This is a genomic window from Streptomyces humidus (assembly GCF_014649655.1).
Classification (GTDB): domain Bacteria; phylum Actinomycetota; class Actinomycetes; order Streptomycetales; family Streptomycetaceae; genus Streptomyces; species Streptomyces humidus.
In genome coordinates this window covers 64,851-80,492 of sequence record NZ_BMTL01000038.1, presented here as the reverse complement: position 1 = coordinate 80,492, position 15,642 = coordinate 64,851, and the positions used below count along the sequence as shown (strand labels likewise).

13 protein-coding genes and 1 pseudogene are annotated in these 15,642 nt (G+C 70.1%); 7 read left to right on the top strand and 7 right to left on the bottom strand.

Features of this window, described 5'->3' with window-relative positions; genetic code table 11:
• Positions 1–18 precede the first annotated feature (18 nt).
• From IE239_RS34225 to IE239_RS34210, 4 genes are all read left to right on the top strand, one after another.
• Positions 19–780 carry an SDR family oxidoreductase gene (locus tag IE239_RS34225; RefSeq protein WP_190153353.1) on the top strand — a complete coding sequence of 254 codons (762 nt, stop codon included), beginning with the start codon at positions 19–21 and terminating at the stop codon, positions 778–780.
• A 270-nt stretch (positions 781–1,050) separates the two neighbouring features.
• Positions 1,051–2,634 (top strand): ABC transporter substrate-binding protein, encoded by a 1,584-nt coding sequence (locus IE239_RS34220; protein WP_229878545.1) that lies wholly within the window; start codon positions 1,051–1,053, stop codon positions 2,632–2,634.
• Positions 2,635–2,799: 165 nt separating this feature from the next.
• Entirely contained in the window at positions 2,800–3,483 is a 684-nt protein-coding gene (ung, locus tag IE239_RS34215; protein WP_190153352.1) for a uracil-DNA glycosylase, read from the top strand.
• 110 nt (positions 3,484–3,593) lie between these two features.
• Positions 3,594–4,190, top strand: coding sequence for a hypothetical protein (locus tag IE239_RS34210; RefSeq protein WP_190153351.1), 597 nt, complete (start codon positions 3,594–3,596; stop codon positions 4,188–4,190).
• Between the two features lie 67 nt (positions 4,191–4,257).
• Here the strand turns inward: IE239_RS34210 and IE239_RS34205 are convergent, their stop codons facing one another.
• Entirely contained in the window at positions 4,258–4,770 is a 513-nt protein-coding gene (locus tag IE239_RS34205) for a DinB family protein (protein WP_190153350.1), read from the bottom strand.
• Positions 4,771–5,058: 288 nt separating this feature from the next.
• Between IE239_RS34205 and IE239_RS34200 the strand changes: the two genes are divergently transcribed.
• On the top strand, positions 5,059–5,970 hold the full coding sequence (locus IE239_RS34200) for a Gfo/Idh/MocA family protein (RefSeq protein ID WP_190153349.1): 912 nt from the start codon (positions 5,059–5,061) through the stop codon (positions 5,968–5,970).
• On the opposite strand, the gene lnt is transcribed toward IE239_RS34200, so the two are convergent.
• The 4 genes and pseudogenes from lnt to IE239_RS34180 form a co-directional block, all read right to left on the bottom strand.
• Positions 5,888–7,462 (bottom strand): apolipoprotein N-acyltransferase, encoded by a 1,575-nt coding sequence (gene lnt, locus IE239_RS34195; RefSeq protein WP_190153348.1) that lies wholly within the window; start codon positions 7,460–7,462, stop codon positions 5,888–5,890. The genes IE239_RS34200 and lnt overlap by 83 nt on opposite strands.
• Positions 7,463–7,643: 181 nt before the next feature.
• The gene (locus IE239_RS34190; RefSeq protein ID WP_190153347.1) at positions 7,644–8,111 is read right to left on the bottom strand and encodes a nuclear transport factor 2 family protein; all 468 of its coding nucleotides are present in this window, start codon (positions 8,109–8,111) and stop codon (positions 7,644–7,646) included.
• A 264-nt stretch (positions 8,112–8,375) separates the two neighbouring features.
• Positions 8,376–8,555, bottom strand: coding sequence for a hypothetical protein (locus IE239_RS34185; protein WP_190153346.1), 180 nt, complete (start codon positions 8,553–8,555; stop codon positions 8,376–8,378).
• A 211-nt stretch (positions 8,556–8,766) separates the two neighbouring features.
• A pseudogene (locus IE239_RS34180) lies at positions 8,767–8,904 on the bottom strand (UDP pyrophosphate phosphatase); the annotation flags it as partial.
• 697 nt (positions 8,905–9,601) lie between these two features.
• Here IE239_RS34180 and IE239_RS34175 point away from each other — a divergent pair.
• Positions 9,602–11,185 (top strand): ATP-binding protein, encoded by a 1,584-nt coding sequence (locus IE239_RS34175; RefSeq protein ID WP_229878544.1) that lies wholly within the window; start codon positions 9,602–9,604, stop codon positions 11,183–11,185.
• A gap of 112 nt (positions 11,186–11,297) precedes the next feature.
• On the top strand, positions 11,298–11,738 hold the full coding sequence (locus IE239_RS42600) for a hypothetical protein (RefSeq protein WP_229878543.1): 441 nt from the start codon (positions 11,298–11,300) through the stop codon (positions 11,736–11,738).
• Between the two features lie 1,134 nt (positions 11,739–12,872).
• Here IE239_RS42600 and IE239_RS34165 read toward each other — a convergent pair.
• Positions 12,873–14,123: an acyl-CoA dehydrogenase family protein gene (locus IE239_RS34165; protein WP_229878542.1), complete on the bottom strand. Its 1,251-nt coding sequence runs from the start codon at positions 14,121–14,123 to the stop codon at positions 12,873–12,875.
• 106 nt (positions 14,124–14,229) lie between these two features.
• Entirely contained in the window at positions 14,230–15,402 is a 1,173-nt protein-coding gene (locus tag IE239_RS34160; protein WP_190153344.1) for an acyl-CoA dehydrogenase family protein, read from the bottom strand.
• Between the last annotated feature and the right edge of the window lie 240 nt (positions 15,403–15,642).

The window sequence follows — 15,642 nt, the reverse complement described above, 5'->3', positions numbered from 1 at the left end:
ACCCTGGGGATCACGAACATGACTGAACTGCCCGCACTCTCCGGCAAGGTCGCCCTCGTCACGGGCGCCAGCCGAGGCATCGGCTACGGCGTCGCCGAGGCGCTCGTCGCCCGCGGCGACCGGGTCTGCATCACCGGCCGGGGCGAGGACGCCCTGAAGGAGGCCGTCGAGCGGCTCGGCGCCGACCGGGTCATCGGCGTCGCAGGCAAGGCGCACGACGAGGAGCACCAGGCCGCCGCCGTGGAGCGCACGATGGACGCCTTCGGGCGCATCGACTTCCTGGTCAACAACGCCGGTACGAACCCGGTGTTCGGGCCGATCGCCGACCTGGACCTGAACGTGGCCCGCAAGGTCTTCGAGACCAACGTGCTCTCCGCGCTCGGCTTCGCGCAGCGGACCTGGCACGCCTGGCAGAAGGAGAACGGGGGTGCGATCGTCAACATCGCCTCCGTCGCGGGCCTGTCGGCCTCGCCCTTCATCGGCGCGTACGGCATCAGCAAGGCCGCGATGATCAACCTGACCATGCAGCTGGCGCACGAGTACGCGCCGCGGGTGCGCGTCAACGCGATCGCCCCGGCCGTGGTGAAGACCAAGTTCGCCCAGGCCCTGTACGAGGGCCGAGAGGAGGAGGCGGCCGCGTCCTACCCGCTGGCCCGGCTCGGCGTGCCCTCCGACATCGGCGGCACGGCCGCGTTCCTGACCTCGCAGCAGGCGGACTGGATCACCGGTCAGACGCTCGTCGTCGACGGCGGCATCTTCCTCAACGCCGGCTTGGGCTGAGCCCGTCCCGGCCCGGACCCGCCCGGCCCGAACCGGTCCGTACCGAACCGGTCTGTACCGAACCGTGATGATCGCGTCCACGGGTGCCGTTTCCTCGAGGGAAACGGCACCCGTTTCGTCATATACAGGGACATGCGCGCCTCGAACACGGGGATGACAACGTCGTCATACCGAGAGTGATCATGAACGCCGTACAGGCGCGGGTTCAAGCCACGTGGCGCTGCGGTATGGTCTGCCAACCCTTGGCATGGCAGATCGAGGAGCGTGCGCGTGTTCAACCGGAACCGATCCTTGCAGCAGATGGCGGCGATCGTGTCCATATCCCTGGTGGCCGGGTGCAGCCTCCTGGGGACGGAGGGCTCCGACGACGCCGGGCCGATCGTCGTGGGCACCACCAGTGCTCCCAGCACGCTGGACCCCGCGGCCGCCTGGGACGGCTCCTGGGAGCTGTTCCGCAACGTCTACCAGACGCTGCTGAGCTACCCGAACGGCACGACGGCCCCGCAGCCCGACGCCGCCGAGTCGTGTGAATTCACGGACAGCACCAGTCGCGTCTACAAGTGCGAACTGCGCGAGGGGCTCAAGTTCTCCAACGGCGACAAGCTGGACGCGCGGGCCGTGAAGTACTCGATCGACCGGATCCGGACGATCAACGCCCCCACCGGCCCCAGCGGACTGCTCGGCAGCCTGGACAGCGTCGAGACGAAGGGCGACCGTGAGGTGCTCTTCCGGCTCAACACGGCCGACGCCACCTTCCCGTTCGTGCTCGCCACCCCCGGCATGTCGGTCGTCGACCCCGACGACTACCCCGCGAAGTCCCTGCGCAAGGACGACGGCATCGTCGGCTCCGGGCCCTACCGGCTGCAGTCCTACCAGGAGGGCAAGCAGTCGGTGCTCGTGCGCAACGACAGCTACAAGGGCCTCGCCGACCGCAAGAACGACGCGGTGACCATCCGCTACTTCCAGGACTCCGGCGCCATGGTCAAGGCCCTGCGCGCCAAGGACATCGACATCACCTACCAGGGCCTCGCCGCCGACGACATCGTCGACCTCGAGGGCAAGGGCAGCGCCAACGAGGGCATCCAGCTCGTCGAGGGGGCTGGCACCAACATCAACTACCTGGTCTTCAACCCCAAGGACTCCTGGTCGGACAGACTGCCCGTGCGGCGGGCCGTGGCCCAGATCATCGACCGGGAGGCGATCGCCCACAAGGTCTACAAGGACACCGTCGACCCCCTGTACTCCATGGTCCCGACCGGGCTGACGGGCCACACCACCGGCTTCTTCGACTCCTTCGGCGAGCCCGACACCGCCAAGGCCCGCAAGATCCTCGAAGAGGGCGGCATCACCGAGACCGTGCCGCTCACCCTCTGGTACACCACCGACCGCTACGGCTCCGACACCGGGCTGGAGTTCAAGGAGATCAAGAGCCAGCTCGAGGCGACGGGCCTGTTCACGGTCACGCTGAAGAGCCGGCCCTGGAACGCTTACGTGGTCGGCTACCAGAAGGGCGAGTACCCGGTGTTCGGCCGCGGCTGGGCCCCCGACTTCCCGGACCCCGACAACTTCGTCGCCCCCTTCGTGGGTGAGCAGAACGCGCTCGGCACGCCCTACCCGGAGAAGCAGATCACGCAGGTGCTGCTGCCCCGTTCCCGTCGGGAGAGCGACCGCGCCGACGTGGTGAAGGACTTCGAGGAGGCCCAGCAGATCCTCGTCCGGGACGCCCGGCTGCTGCCGCTGTGGCAGGGCAAGCAGTACATCGCCTCGTCCGAGGACGTCTCGGGCGCGGAGCGCTCCCTGGACCCGGCGACGATCATGACGGTGTGGGAGCTGTCGCGGAAGACCAGCTGGTAGACCAGCTGGTGGACGAGCTGCTGGACCTGCGGCTGGACCGGCTGACGGACGGGCCGGTCGGCGGACCGTCCGGGGGGCGCTCCTCGGACGGTCCCCGGGACGCGTTGTCAGTGGTCGCCTGTAGGTTCTGTGGTCTGAAGCGACCGCACACCAAAGGACGTTGACGTGACCGACATCGCCATGCTGCCCGAGTCCTGGCGCGGGGTTCTGGGCGACGAACTGCAGCAGCCCTACTTCAAGGAGCTGACGGAGTTCGTCGAGGAGGAGCGGGCGCGAGGCCCTGTCTACCCTCCGCGCGAGGAGGTGTTCGCCGCGCTCGACGCGACGCCGTACGAGCGGGTCAAGGTGCTCGTCCTGGGACAGGACCCCTACCACGGCGAGGGGCAGGGGCACGGCCTGTGCTTCTCCGTGCGGCCGGGGGTGAAGATCCCGCCGTCCCTGCGCAACATCTACAAGGAGATGCACGCCGAGCTCGGCACGCCGATCCCGGACAACGGTTACCTGATGCCGTGGGCGCAGCAGGGTGTTCTGCTGCTCAACGCGGTCCTCACCGTCCGCTCCGGCGAGGCGAACTCGCACAAGGGCAAGGGCTGGGAGAAGTTCACCGACGCCGTGATCCGCGCGGTGGCCGACCGTCCCGACCCCGCGGTCTTCGTCCTGTGGGGCAACTACGCGCAGAAGAAGCTGCCGCTCATCGACGAGACGCGGCACGTCGTGGTCAAGGGCGCGCATCCCTCGCCGCTCTCGGCGAAGAAGTTCTTCGGCTCCCGTCCCTTCACCCAGATCGACGCGGCGGTGGCCCAGCAGGGCCACGAGCCGATCGACTGGACCATCCCGAACCTGGCCTGACCCGCCCCGCCGCGGCTCGGGCCACTCGCCCCGCCGCGGCGCGGTGCCGCCTGACCGTGATCGCCCGCGCCGGCGGCTAGCGTCGTCGCAACGACGCAAGGAGGCCGAGGGTGGCGGAGCGACAGGGGCGGACGACGACGGACACCCTGCTGACGCGGATCGGGCAGGTCGTGATGCTGCACCACGGGGGAGACCGCGAAGAGGCCCGCCGCAGGCTCCTCGACCTGTGGACGGAGATCGGCGAGGAGGGCGACCCGTTGCACCGCTGCACCCTCGCCCACTATCTCGCCGACACCCAGGACGACCCCTCGGACGAACTGGCGTGGGATCTTCGGGCGCTGACAGCGGCGCAGGAGCATGACGGCTCGGCCGGGCGGGACCAGAGCGGCTCGGTGGGGGAGTGCGGGCAGCCGGAGCGGGAGCACCGGGGGCCGTGGGAGGAGCCTCAGGGCGCAGCCCAGGATCAGGGGTCGGCCGCCCGGGACCAGGGGTCGGCCGAGGCGAGGGCGCTCTTCCCGTCCCTCCACCTCAACCTGGCGGCGGACTACGTGAAACTCGGCCGCGCCGATGCCGCCCGCACCCATGTGCGCCGGGCACGCAGGGCGGCCGACGCACTGGGCGAGGACAGCTACGGGGACGGGGTGCGCGCGGCGATCAGCAGGATGGAGCTGCGGCTCGGGGAGGGGGAGTGGAGAGGGGAGCGATGAGCGGTGGCGGCGGGCCCGGCTCCTGTGCCCGGCCGGCTCGCGCTCCGAGCCTTGCCTCGGTTCTGCCTCAGTCACCCGTGACGCCGTCGATCCGTTCGCGGATGAGGTCGGCGTGGCCGTTGTGGCGGGCGTACTCCTCGATCATGTGCGTGTAGATCCAGCGCAGGCTGAACGGCTCGTCGGTGTACTTGCTCGGGCCGCGGGAGAGGTCGTCCAGGGCGAAGTCGGCCGCGTACCGCCGGGCCACCTCGATCTCGGCCTGCCAGGCGGCGTGCGCCTGGGCCCAGGTGTCCTGCTCGGTGAGGTGGAACTCGCCGTCCGGATCCGCCTCGCTGTAGTGGATCGGTCCGGCGCCGTCGCCCACGAGCACCCTGCGGAACCAGCTGCGCTCCACGTCCGCCATGTGCCGCACCAGTCCCATCAGGGACAGTTCGGACGGCGGCACGGAGGCGGTGCGCAGCTGTGCGTCGGTGAGGCCCTCGCACTTCTGCGCCAGGGTCTGCCGGTGGTAGTCCAGCCAGCCTTCCAGCATCGTGCGTTCGTCGGCGTTCAGGGCGGGTTCGGTGCGCGGTGTGGTCATGCCCGCATGGTGTCTCCTCACCGCCCCGCCCACCACGGATTTTCCGCCGACGAGGCAGGCGGCCCGCCGCCGCGTCGTCCCTCGCCCGCCGCCCCGCCGCCCCGTCGTCCCCCGGCCTGCCGACTCTCGGCACCGGACGCGCCGGCCGCACTGGCCACTACGGACGCGCCGGCCGCACCGGACGCACGGGCGGTACGGTCCGAGGCCGGCCCGCAGGCCGCCCGGCCGCCCGGCCGGGACGGGGCCGTATGCTGCGGGGCAGGCAAGGCGAGCAGTGAGGGAGCGCCCGTGAAGGTCGGCTGCGTCGGACTCGGCGACATCGCGCAGAAGGCGTATCTGCCCGTGCTGGGCGCGCTGCCCGGGATCGAGCTCCACCTGCAGACCCGCTCCCCGGCCACCCTCGACCGGGTCGCCGACGGCCTCCGGCTGCCCCGCGAGCAACGACACCGCGACCTCGACGCACTCCTCGCCGCCGGCCTGGACGCGGCCTTCGTGCACGCTCCCACCGCCGTCCACCCCGAGATCGTGACCCGGCTGCTGGAGGCGGGCGTCCCGACGTACGTGGACAAGCCCCTCGCCTACGAGCTCGCCGACTCCGAGCGGCTGGTGGCGCTCGCGGAGACCCGGGACACGTCTCTGGCCGTGGGTTTCAACCGGCGCCTGGCCCCCGGCTACGCCCAGTGTGCCGACCATCCGCGCGAGCTGATCCTCCTGCAGAAGAACCGGGTCGGCCTGCCCGAGGAACCGCGCACGATGATCCTCGACGACTTCATCCACGTCGTCGACACGCTGCGCTTCCTGGCGCCCGGCCCGGTCGACGACGTCACCGTCCGCGCCCGCGTCGTGGACGGCCTGCTGCATCACGTGGTCCTCCAGCTCGCCGGCGACGGCTTCACCGCCCTCGGCGTGATGAACCGGCTCAGCGGTTCCAACGAGGAGGTCCTGGAGGTGTCCGGGCAGGACACCAAGCGCCAGGTGATCAATCTCGCCGAGGTCGTCGACCACAAGGGACAGCCGACGGTGCGGCGGCGCGGCGACTGGGTGCCGGTGGCCCGGCAGCGCGGCATCGAGCAGGCGGTCCTCGCCTTCCTCGACGCCGTGCGCGCGGGAAAGGTGCTCAGCGCCCGGGACGCGCTGGCGACTCACGAACTGTGCGAGCGGGTGGTCCGAGCGGTGCTGGAGCGGTCCGCCGCAGCCTGACGGCCCGGCCGCCCTCGGCGAGCCCCACGGCCACGAGTACCAGCAGGGCCGCGTGCACGGCCCAGTCCCCGTAGCGGACGTACAGGGTGACGCCGTCGGCGAGCGGCACGTCGTAGACGGCCGCCGTGCTCGCGTCCGTGCCCAGCCACGAGCCCAGTCGCCGGCCGCGCGCGTCGTACACGGCGGAGTCGCCGGTGAGGGTGGCGTGGACGAACGGCCGGCCGGTCTCCGCGGCGCGCAGGGCGCCCAGCGAGGCGTGCTGCGCGGGCGCCCAGCTCCGCTGGAACGACGAGGTCGACGACTGACCGACCAGCAGGTCCGCGCCTTTCTCGACGAGGTGCCGGCTCATGTCCGGGAACGCCGTCTCGAAGCACACCATCGGCCCGAACCGCACACCGTGACCGGCGCCCATCAGGACCTGTTCCGTGCCGCGCCGCCGGTTCTCGCCGGCCGCCTTGCCGACCGAGGTGGCCCAGCCGAGCAGCGAACGGGCCGGTATGTACTCGCCGAACGGCACCAGACGCATCTTGTCGTACCGGTCGCCGGTCGGGCCGCCCGCGCCGACGAGGATCGAGCTCTTGTAGATGCCGGGCCGGTCGGAGCGGCGGGCGTCGACGTTGACGAGGACGTCGGCCCCGGTCGCCCGGGCCAGCCCGGCGACGCGCCTGGCCAGATCGGGACGCTCGGCGAGGTCGTAGCCGACGCTGCTCTCGCCCCAGACGATCAGATCGACGTCCTGCCCGACCAGTCGGCGAGTCAGCTGCTCCTCGCGGTCGAAGCGCTGGTCGGGCCCGTCGATCACACCCGGCTGGACGACGGCGATCCGGGTCTGCCCGTCGGCGCCGGGCCGGGGCGCCCAGGCCCACGCGGCCGAGGCCAGGGCCGCGGTGGCGGCCAGTCCGGCGACGGCCGGCATCCGGGAGGAGGGGAGTGCGATCAGGACGGCGGCGGCCACGTTGACCGCCACCACCAGGAAGCTGAGCAGCCACACCCCGCCGACGGAGGCGAGCCGCAGAGCGGGCGCCAGTTGCCACTGACTGGCCCCCAGCACCCCCCACGGCCCGCCGAGCCCCTGCCAGGAGCGGACGAGCTCGACGGCGAGCCAGGCCGAGGGCAGGACCAGCAGTGCGGCGAGGACCCGCCCGCGGGTGGGAGCCTGGGCCGCCCCGGCGAGGAACCGGCGCACCAGCCAGCCCCACGGCGCCCAGAGCCCGCCCAGCAGCGCGGCCAGGACGAGCGTGAAGACGTGCAGATCCGACAGCAGCCAGTGGTGCATGGCCAGCATGAAGCCGAACCCGCCGGCCCAGCCGTCGTACGCGGCCCGCCGCCCCGTGGGCGCGGAGCGGGCCAGCAGGATCCAGGGGACGAGCGCCAGGTAGGCCCACCACCACAGGGCGGGCGCGGGAAACGCGAGCACGGGCAGCGCGCCCGCGAGAGCCGCGAGGGTCGTCCGCCGCCAGGGGGAGGTGAGCCAGTGTCCGAACGTCTTCATACGACACTTCCCTACCCGGGTTGGGTCGCTTCAGTGTGCGCGTCGAGGACGATCTCCGACAGGGCTTCTTTCTCCGCCCGGCTTCCGGCGGCGTCCGGGTGAGCCGGGAAGACGTCGTCGGCCGGGCAGCCGTGGCCATCGGCTCCGGCCTGCCGGGAGACGCCGTCGGCCGAGGGCCCCCTCAGCCGGGCAGCCGCCGCCACTTCTCCCGCACGACCACCTCGCGCACCCGCCAGCCGTCCGGCGTCCGCAGCAGAGCGAAGGAGTACCGGCCGCCGCAGACGAAGTCGGGCGCCTCGGCCGGTGCGCCGTCCCGCTCGTCGGCGAGCCGCATGGGGTTGACGTAGTCGGCCTGCACCTGTGCGGTGTCGCCCGTGTCCTGGTCCAGGACGCCGAAGCGCACCCGGCGGTTGACGATGAGGTGCTGCCGCATCGCGAACGAGCGCATGGTGTCCTCGAGCCAGGAGGCGACGTTCACCGCCTCGCCCTCGATGCCGCCGGCGGACCGGTAGTCCGCGCGCCCGTCGGCCGTGAACAGTCGCCGGTACGCCGTCCAGTCCCCGTCGTCCACCGCCACGGCATAGTCGGTGATCAACCCGTCGACGGCCAGCCGGTCCATCACGGCGGCGAGCTCCACACGCTGCGTCATGGCCCGAGTGTTGGGCATGGCGGGTGCACAGCCAAGGCCCGTGCGGTGATCGGCCTCCCGGGCGGGGAAGTCGTGGGCGGCTCGACGGCCGAACGGGTGGCCGGGACGGCCGGGTGAGCCGACACTCGCGCAGACGCAGACGCAGACGCAGACGCAGACGCAGACGCAGACGCAGACGACCGGACCGGGCCGCGGGCATCGCGCCGAGGCAGGGCGGATTCCGTGATGCGGGAATCGGATTTCGTCGGCTGCCTCGGTCCGGGGTCAGGCCGCCGCGACCACCTCGTCGCGGATCGCCGCGGCCCACTCCACCACGAGGAGTTCGTACTCGACGCGCTCCTGGGCCGACAGCGACCCGCCCGAGCGCAGCCAGAGGGCGCGGATCCGCTCGTTCAACTCGGCAGCGGACCGCACGGAACCAGAGGCGACAGAGTGGGGGGACATGCGGCAAGCCTAGGCGCAGGAGCTGACACTGCGCTACTGGACGGCTACGCGCGACGCTATGGGGTTGGTCACGACCGGCCGTTTCGTCGATCGATCAACTACCCGCTCCCGGCAGCGGGTTGGGACCCGAGGAAGCCCGTATCCGCACCGGTGGCGGGCCGTGAGGCGGTCGCAGGAGCGGATTCAGCCCGCCGACTCCGCCGCGCGTGGGTCAGCCCGCCGACTCCGCCGCGTGCGGGCTCAGCGCGCCCGTCGCGACCAGGGCGATGATCACGATGCCGAGGACGACGCGGTAGTACACGAACGGCATGAAGGACTTGGTGCTGATGAACTTCATGAACGAAACTATGTCGACGTGTCCTGAGCGGCTTTGACCTGCTGGTTTCCACAACTTTTCAAGATCGAATGGTAGAGCAGTGGGAGATGGCGCCTTTCCAGTGCCCTCCCTCGCCGACCACGAACGGCGCAGCCACCTGCTTTGCAGCGAATCGGCAATCTCCTGCTCCATGGCCAGGGCAACGTGCGAGTAGAGACCATCCATGCCGGCGACCTCGCGGCCCATGCGGGTCTCCACGGCGATGCGACTGTGTCGATCTTCATCCAGCCACTCCTTGCCGCCGTGACGAAGCAGGTACAGCCGCTTTCCGGCGTTCGTGGTCGCGGGGAACCGGCCCCTGACCCGCGGCCAAACTGTCCAACAAGGCACTGGCCGCAGTGCGCGCCTCGGTCGCTCACCAGCCCGGATGAGAGTTTCGGCAAGGGAAGGATGCATGAGGCCGACTGGGACGACAGCGGTGCCCCGGATGAGCTGATCGGCACGTGAAGAGCTGTGCCGCGGTGACCTGCGTGCCCTGGCGGTCGCCGGAGGTGCTCCAGCGGTCACCGCTCCCCAGTGGGCGCTGGCCGCGTTTCTGCGTCTGTCCGCCGGGTGATCCCCTCGCCGGGGCACCGCTGCTTTGGCACTCGTGCCCGTACGGGGCGGAGTAGCCGGTGGTCGGGTGCACGGTCGCCTCAGGTTGTCGGTGCCGTCGGCTAGCGTGCACGGTATGCGCTACTTCAATACGGCCGGGCCGTGCGTCCCCACGCGTCACTACATGGTGCCGGCCCAGGAGCGGCTGCCCAGGGCCCGCGGGTACATCGAGCAGGGTCAGTACTTCGTGGTGCACGCGCCACGGCAGACCGGGAAGACGACGGTGCTGGCGGCGATGGCCCGGGAACTGACGGCCTCGGGCCGGTACGCGGCGCTGCACTTCTCGTGCGAGAGCGCGGAGGTGGCCGGGGAGGACTACGGCCAGGCCGAGCTGCTGGTGCTGGAGGCGATTCGGCGGTCCGCGGAGTCCGCTGGGCTTCCTGATGAGCTGGTGCCCCCCGCCTCCTGGCCCGACGCGGTGCCCGGGTCCCGGCTCACGCGGGGGCTGACTGAGTGGGTGCGGAGCTGTCCGCGTCCGCTGGTGCTGTTCTTCGACGAGATCGACGCGCTGCGGGGGGAGAGCCTGCGCAGTGTGCTGCGCCAGTTGCGCGATGGCTTCACTGTCAGCCGTGGCGGCTTCCCGCATGCGGTGGTGCTGTGCGGGCTGCGGGATGTGCGTGACTACAAGGCGGCCTCGGGCGGGGATCCGGGGCGCCTTGGTACGTCGAGTCCGTTCAACATCAAGGTGGCGTCGCTGCGGTTGGGCGACTTCACCGAGGCCGAGGTCGCCGGGCTGTACGGGCAGCACACCACGCAGACGGGCCAGGATTTCACGGTGGATGCGCTGGAGCGTGCCTTCGGCTTTACCCAGGGACAGCCGTGGCTGGTCAACGCGCTGGCCCGGGAGGTCGTCGAGGAGATGGGGGTGCCGTCGGACACGCCGATCACGGCCGGGCACATGGAGGAGGCGAAGGAGCGGCTGATCCTGGCGCGTGCGACGCATCTGGACTCGCTGGCCGCCAGGTTGGGCGAGGACCGGGTGCGGCGGGCGATCCAGCCGGTGATCGCGGGCGAGCTGCTCCTGCCGACGGACACGTACGACGACGATCTGGCGTACGTACGCGACCTCGGGCTGGTCGCTCCGGACGCGCCGGTGCGGGTGGCCAATCCGATCTACCAGGAGGTCATTGTCCGGGTCCTGGGAAACAACACGGAGGGCCAGGTCGTCGCCGCCCCGAGCAGCTTCCGGCTGCCGGACGGCCGGATCGACATGGACAAGCTGCTGTGCTCCTTCGCCGAGTTCTGGCCGGAGAACGGCGAGATCCTGGCCACCGCCTCGACCTACCCGGAGGCCGCAGCACAGCTTGTGATGATGGCCTACCTGCACCGGATCGTGAACGGGGCGGGTTTCATCGACCGGGAGTACGGGGTCGGCCGGCGGCGCGTGGACCTGCTGATTCGCCAGCCGTACACCGCTGCCGACGGTTCGCGGGCGGTGCAGCGCGAGGCGCTGGAGCTGAAGGTGTGGCGCCAGGGCCGCACAGACCCCCTCGCCGAGGGGCTGGCACAGCTGGACGACTACCTGGACCGCATGGAGCTGTCCACGGGCACCCTCGTCGTCTTCGACACCCGCCCGCAGGCAGCCCCGGTCCACGAGCGCACCGCCTTCTCGCAGCGGACCACGCCCTCCGGGCGCACCGTCACCCTGCTGCGCGCCTGACGGCCGGGAGACCTCAGCCAGGAGCGCCCCCGGATCTTCCTCCCGTGGCCGTCTTCCCGGAGCAGCACGGGTTCGGTGCGGGAGCCGAGATCTTCGGTGCCCAGTACGCGACGTGCCCGGCCACCCGGGTCACTGGTGGCTGGCCTGCGAGGTGTCGAACTACGGCATCGCCTGCAGACACTGCAACAGCGGCGGAGCCCGCTACAACGGTGTCCGGGAAGGCCGCGCCAAGGGCAGCCAGTCCCCGGTCATAGGCGGTACCCGCGCCCGCGCATCAGCCGACGACCTGGACCGCGAACAGCCGCTGCTCCTGGACCCAGCCCACCACAGCGATCCCGACCTGCTCGGCTCCGACAGCGCCGGCTACGCCCGGCGCAGCAGCACCCCCTACTCGCAGGCCGAAGCGAAACGCGGCCTGTGCCGCGCCGACGAAACCATACGGATCCTCGCGCTCAACGACTCTCACCTCGTCCTGCCCTGCTCCGCAGTCGCCCCATGCGGGCGGTCGGCGTGCTCGCCCGCTACGGGGACGATCCCGCCATACAGCAGCTGATCGACGACAAGGTGGGGCCCGAGGCGCCATACAGCTCAGCAGCCGCCATGGCCCTGGCCCTGCCCCCGCCTGCGACCGGCCCGCCGCCGCGCCCACACCGGCCGCAACGACGCCCGGCATCAAACCCACCATCGACCCGACACGCTCCCGAGTCGACCTGGAAGACCCGCTGGAGCATCTGGACCCGGACGACCTGAAGGTCGGCATCACCCTCATCGGCGGGCACGAGAAGAAGGCGCACCAGGCAGTCCTGAACCATGAGGGCCAGATCAAAGTCCTGGGCCGCCCCTGGCGCACCCCGACCACCGCCGCCAGGGCCGCGACCGGCAGCAACAAGATCGACGGCTGGGACTTCTGGCGTCTGACCATCGCCGGTGTGGAGCAGACCCTCGCCGAATTCCGCGCCACGCACTTCCCGCCCACCGCACCGGTGTGAGAGGGCTGAACTGTCCGCCTCGCCGGCGACGGTCTCCTGCTGATCCCTTCGGTCTTCGTCGGGAATATCGCCGCCCACCTGGAAGACCCCTGGCCGAGGACCTTGATCTACCCTGCCCGCGGCACCGCCGTCCTGCGGGGCGAACAGGAGACCGTCCCTCAACCGGACGCGCTGACCGCTCTGGTCGGCCGGGCCCGAGGCCGGCTGCTGGTGGCGCTGGATGCCCCGGCCAGTACCCGGCGTATAGCCCTGCTCGTCTGCCGCTCTATATTTCCGCAGGTCAGAGGCCATGTTTAGCAGATAAACAAACCCTCGGGGTCGAATCCGGGTCGAATCTGCCCTACGGGTATTGTCGTTTCCGTCTGCCGCCTGCGCCGCATATCCGGGAATTCCGGGTTTCAAGTGCGGTCCGGTGTCGCTCTGTAGCAGACATCTCGGACTCTGACGCACTTGGAAGTACATGTACGAGCTGTCTCCTTGCAGACCTGCTCGGTCGGGACCGCAGCGGAATCTGGAAGTGATCAACGGCGCTTTCATCCGGTTGAATGCCCCTCGTCAAGGGCGGACGCGACGTTGCGGCACAGCTCGGTGCAACTCCTTGTGTCAAGGTCTTGGACCTGACTCCGAGGGCCGCGCGGTGCCGAGGGTGGTCCACCGTGCGCCTACGCACAAGGGGCCCCACCGGTTCCTGGTTCCTGTCATCCCGTGACGTCGCGTCCGATGAGGTGACGGGCGACGATCCAGTGCTGGAGTTCGTTGGCGCCCTCGAAGATCTCGAGGATTTTGGCGTCGCGGTACATCTCTTCGAGGCGCACGGATTCGCCTGTCGCTCCGACCTGGCGGGCAAAACCGAGCGCACCGTGGATCTGGATGGCATCGCGGACGATGTCGTTGGCGACTCTCGTGCCGTAGGCCTTGGCCATCGCGGCCTCGGGTTCAGCGCTGTGCCCCTTGTCGAGGAGGAGTGCCGCCTTCTGATAGAGGCTGCGAGCGGCCTCGATATCGGTCGCGTGCTTGGCCATCGTGAACTGCCAATGCTGCATGGCGCCGAGTGGCGCACCGAAGACGTGGCGCGAGCGAAGTCGCTCGACGGCGAGGTCGAGCGCGGCCTGGGCGAGGCCCACGCCGGCTGCTCCGATGCCGATGCGACCACGGACCAGCGCTGAGAGCGCGACCCGCATGCCCTGGCCCGCCTCCCACAACACCTGGTCGGCGGGGACCTCGACGTCCTCGAACACGATGTCGGCGGTGATCTGACCGCGGTGGCCCATCTTCAGGTCGGGGGAGCCGATGGTCACGCCTGCCGAGGTCAGGTCGACGAGCAGCATGGTCGCGCGACCGCCGCTTTTGCCGTCGCGGCACAGGACGGAGACCCAGCCGGCCACCACGCTGTTGGTGATCCACCGTTTGCGGCCGCTGACCACGAAGCCTGTGGCGGTTCGTTCCGCGACGGTGGAAAGGCGCTCTGCTGTCAGGTCGGAGCTTGTCTCGGGTTCGGTGGTGGCAAACGAGAATGCTGTCGCCCCCGAGACCAGCTCGGGGATCAGTCGCGCCTGGACCTCCGGTTGGGCAAAGGTCAGAGTCTGAGGTACGAGGATGCACTGGCCGTCGTACACGCCGGCCATGGAGGAGGACTCGTAGGCGATCTCCTCGGCGACCGTGCACGTGGCGAGCATCGGGTGCTCAAGGCCGGCACCGTACTCGGCGTCGAAAGGCACAGCGAACAGGTCTTCAGCCGCCAAGCCGCGGAAAGCAGCCCAGGGGAAGCTCTCCGGTGACTCCGTCCGTTGCCCGATCTCCCGGGCGTACGGTGCCAAGTGGGTGGTGACGGCCTTCCTCGCGCGCTCGCGGACCTCGATGGTCTCAGCCGGCAGCCACACGTCATGGGAGAAGCGGTCCTGGGTTCGCGGGACGGTGGGCATCGCATTCCTCTTTTCTTCTGCAGTCAACGCTTACTCCTCGGATGACCTTGTGCTCCGCTATCGCCGGATATGAGACAGGACCGTTGATTGGACACTCCACTCCCAACCACCCCTGTCGGAAGGCAGGATGAGTTCAGCGCTTGACGACGGTCAGGCCGGCATCGTCGCCGTGGTCGAGGGCGCGGGCGATGACGAGGCGTTGGATCTGGTTGGTGCCTTCGAAGATCTGCATGACCTTGGCTTCGCGCATGTAGCGCTCAAGGGGGAAGTCACGGGTGTAGCCGTAGCCTCCGAGCACTTGCACAGCGTCGGTGGTGACTCTCATGGCGTTTTCGGTGGCGACGAGCTTTGCGATGGACGCCTGGCGGGAGTAGGCGAGGCCGGCGTCCTTGCGGCGGGCGGCGGCGAGATAGGTGGCTCGGGCGTTTTCGACGGAGGCTGCCATGTCGGCGAGCAGAAAGCCGAGGCCCTGGTGGTCGATGATGCGGGTGCCGAAGGTTTCGCGTTCGCGGGCGTACGTCACGGCGTGATCGAGCGCGGCTTGGGCCAGGCCGGTGGCGACGGCGGCGATGCCGAGGCGTCCGGCGTCGAGTCCCGCGAGGGCGAGCTTGAGGCCGTCGCCTTCGGCGCCGAGGCGTCGTTCGGCAGGGATGCGGACGCCGTCGAGGTGCATGGTGGCGGTGGTGGAACCGGTGAGTCCCATTTTTCGCTCGGGAGGGTCTGCCGTGAGGCCGGTCGTGTGGGCGGGGATGAGGAAGCAGGAGATGTCTCCGCGGCTTTGGCCGGTGCGGGCCACGACCTTGTAGAAGTCGGCTTGCCCGCCATGGGTGGTCCAGGCTTTGGTGCCGGTGAGGACGTACTCGTCGCCGTCGCGGACGGCGCGGGTGGTCATGGCAGCGGGGTCGGAGCCCGCCTGTGGTTCGGAAAGGCAGTAGGCGCCCAGGAGTTCACCGCCGATCAGTTCGGGCAGCCAGAGTTGCTTCTGGCGCTCGGTGCCTGCGGTGGCGAGGCCGAAGCAGGAGAGGACATGGACGGAGGTGCCGACGCCGATGCTGCTGGAGACGGTGGCTATCTCTTCGACGGCCTGGAGGTAGACCTCGTAGGTCTGGGCACCGCCGCCGTATTCCTCGGGGTAGGGGAGGCCCAGGACGCCGGCTCGGCCGAGGATGCGGAAGGCCTCCCGGGGGAAGGTCTCGGTGCGTTCCTGCTCGTCCACGGATGGGGAGAGTTCACGGGCGGCGATCTCGCGGACGAGGCCGATGAGGTCAGCGGCGTCGTCGGTCGGCAGGATCCGCTGGGCGGGCATGTTGAGTTCCTTGTCTGCAGTGGCAGGCTGTGGGAGCGCAGGTGTTGATCGCGGCAATGGCGGTGCGTAGGGCGCTTGAGCTGCTGAGCGAGATGCCGTCACGCCCGACGCCCGACTTCGTCGACGAACGATGCGGAGGGCGAGGACGGCGGGAGCGTGGCTTGAGCGCGGAGTTCTTGGCAGCCGTCGACATCACCATGGGACACCTTCGGACGTACCGACCCGCTGGCCGACGTCGCT

Coding starts and splice junctions, on each gene's coding strand:
- IE239_RS34185 (WP_190153346.1), bottom strand. CDS start 8,555: ATGTCCCCCCACTCTGTCGCCTCTGGTTCCGTGCGGTCCGCTGCCGAG.
- IE239_RS34175 (WP_229878544.1), top strand. CDS start 9,602: ATGCGCTACTTCAATACGGCCGGGCCGTGCGTCCCCACGCGTCACTAC.
- lnt (WP_190153348.1), bottom strand. CDS start 7,462: ATGAAGACGTTCGGACACTGGCTCACCTCCCCCTGGCGGCGGACGACC.
- IE239_RS34205 (WP_190153350.1), bottom strand. CDS start 4,770: ATGACCACACCGCGCACCGAACCCGCCCTGAACGCCGACGAACGCACG.
- IE239_RS34225 (WP_190153353.1), top strand. CDS start 19: ATGACTGAACTGCCCGCACTCTCCGGCAAGGTCGCCCTCGTCACGGGC.
- IE239_RS34160 (WP_190153344.1), bottom strand. CDS start 15,402: ATGCCCGCCCAGCGGATCCTGCCGACCGACGACGCCGCTGACCTCATC.
- IE239_RS34190 (WP_190153347.1), bottom strand. CDS start 8,111: ATGACGCAGCGTGTGGAGCTCGCCGCCGTGATGGACCGGCTGGCCGTC.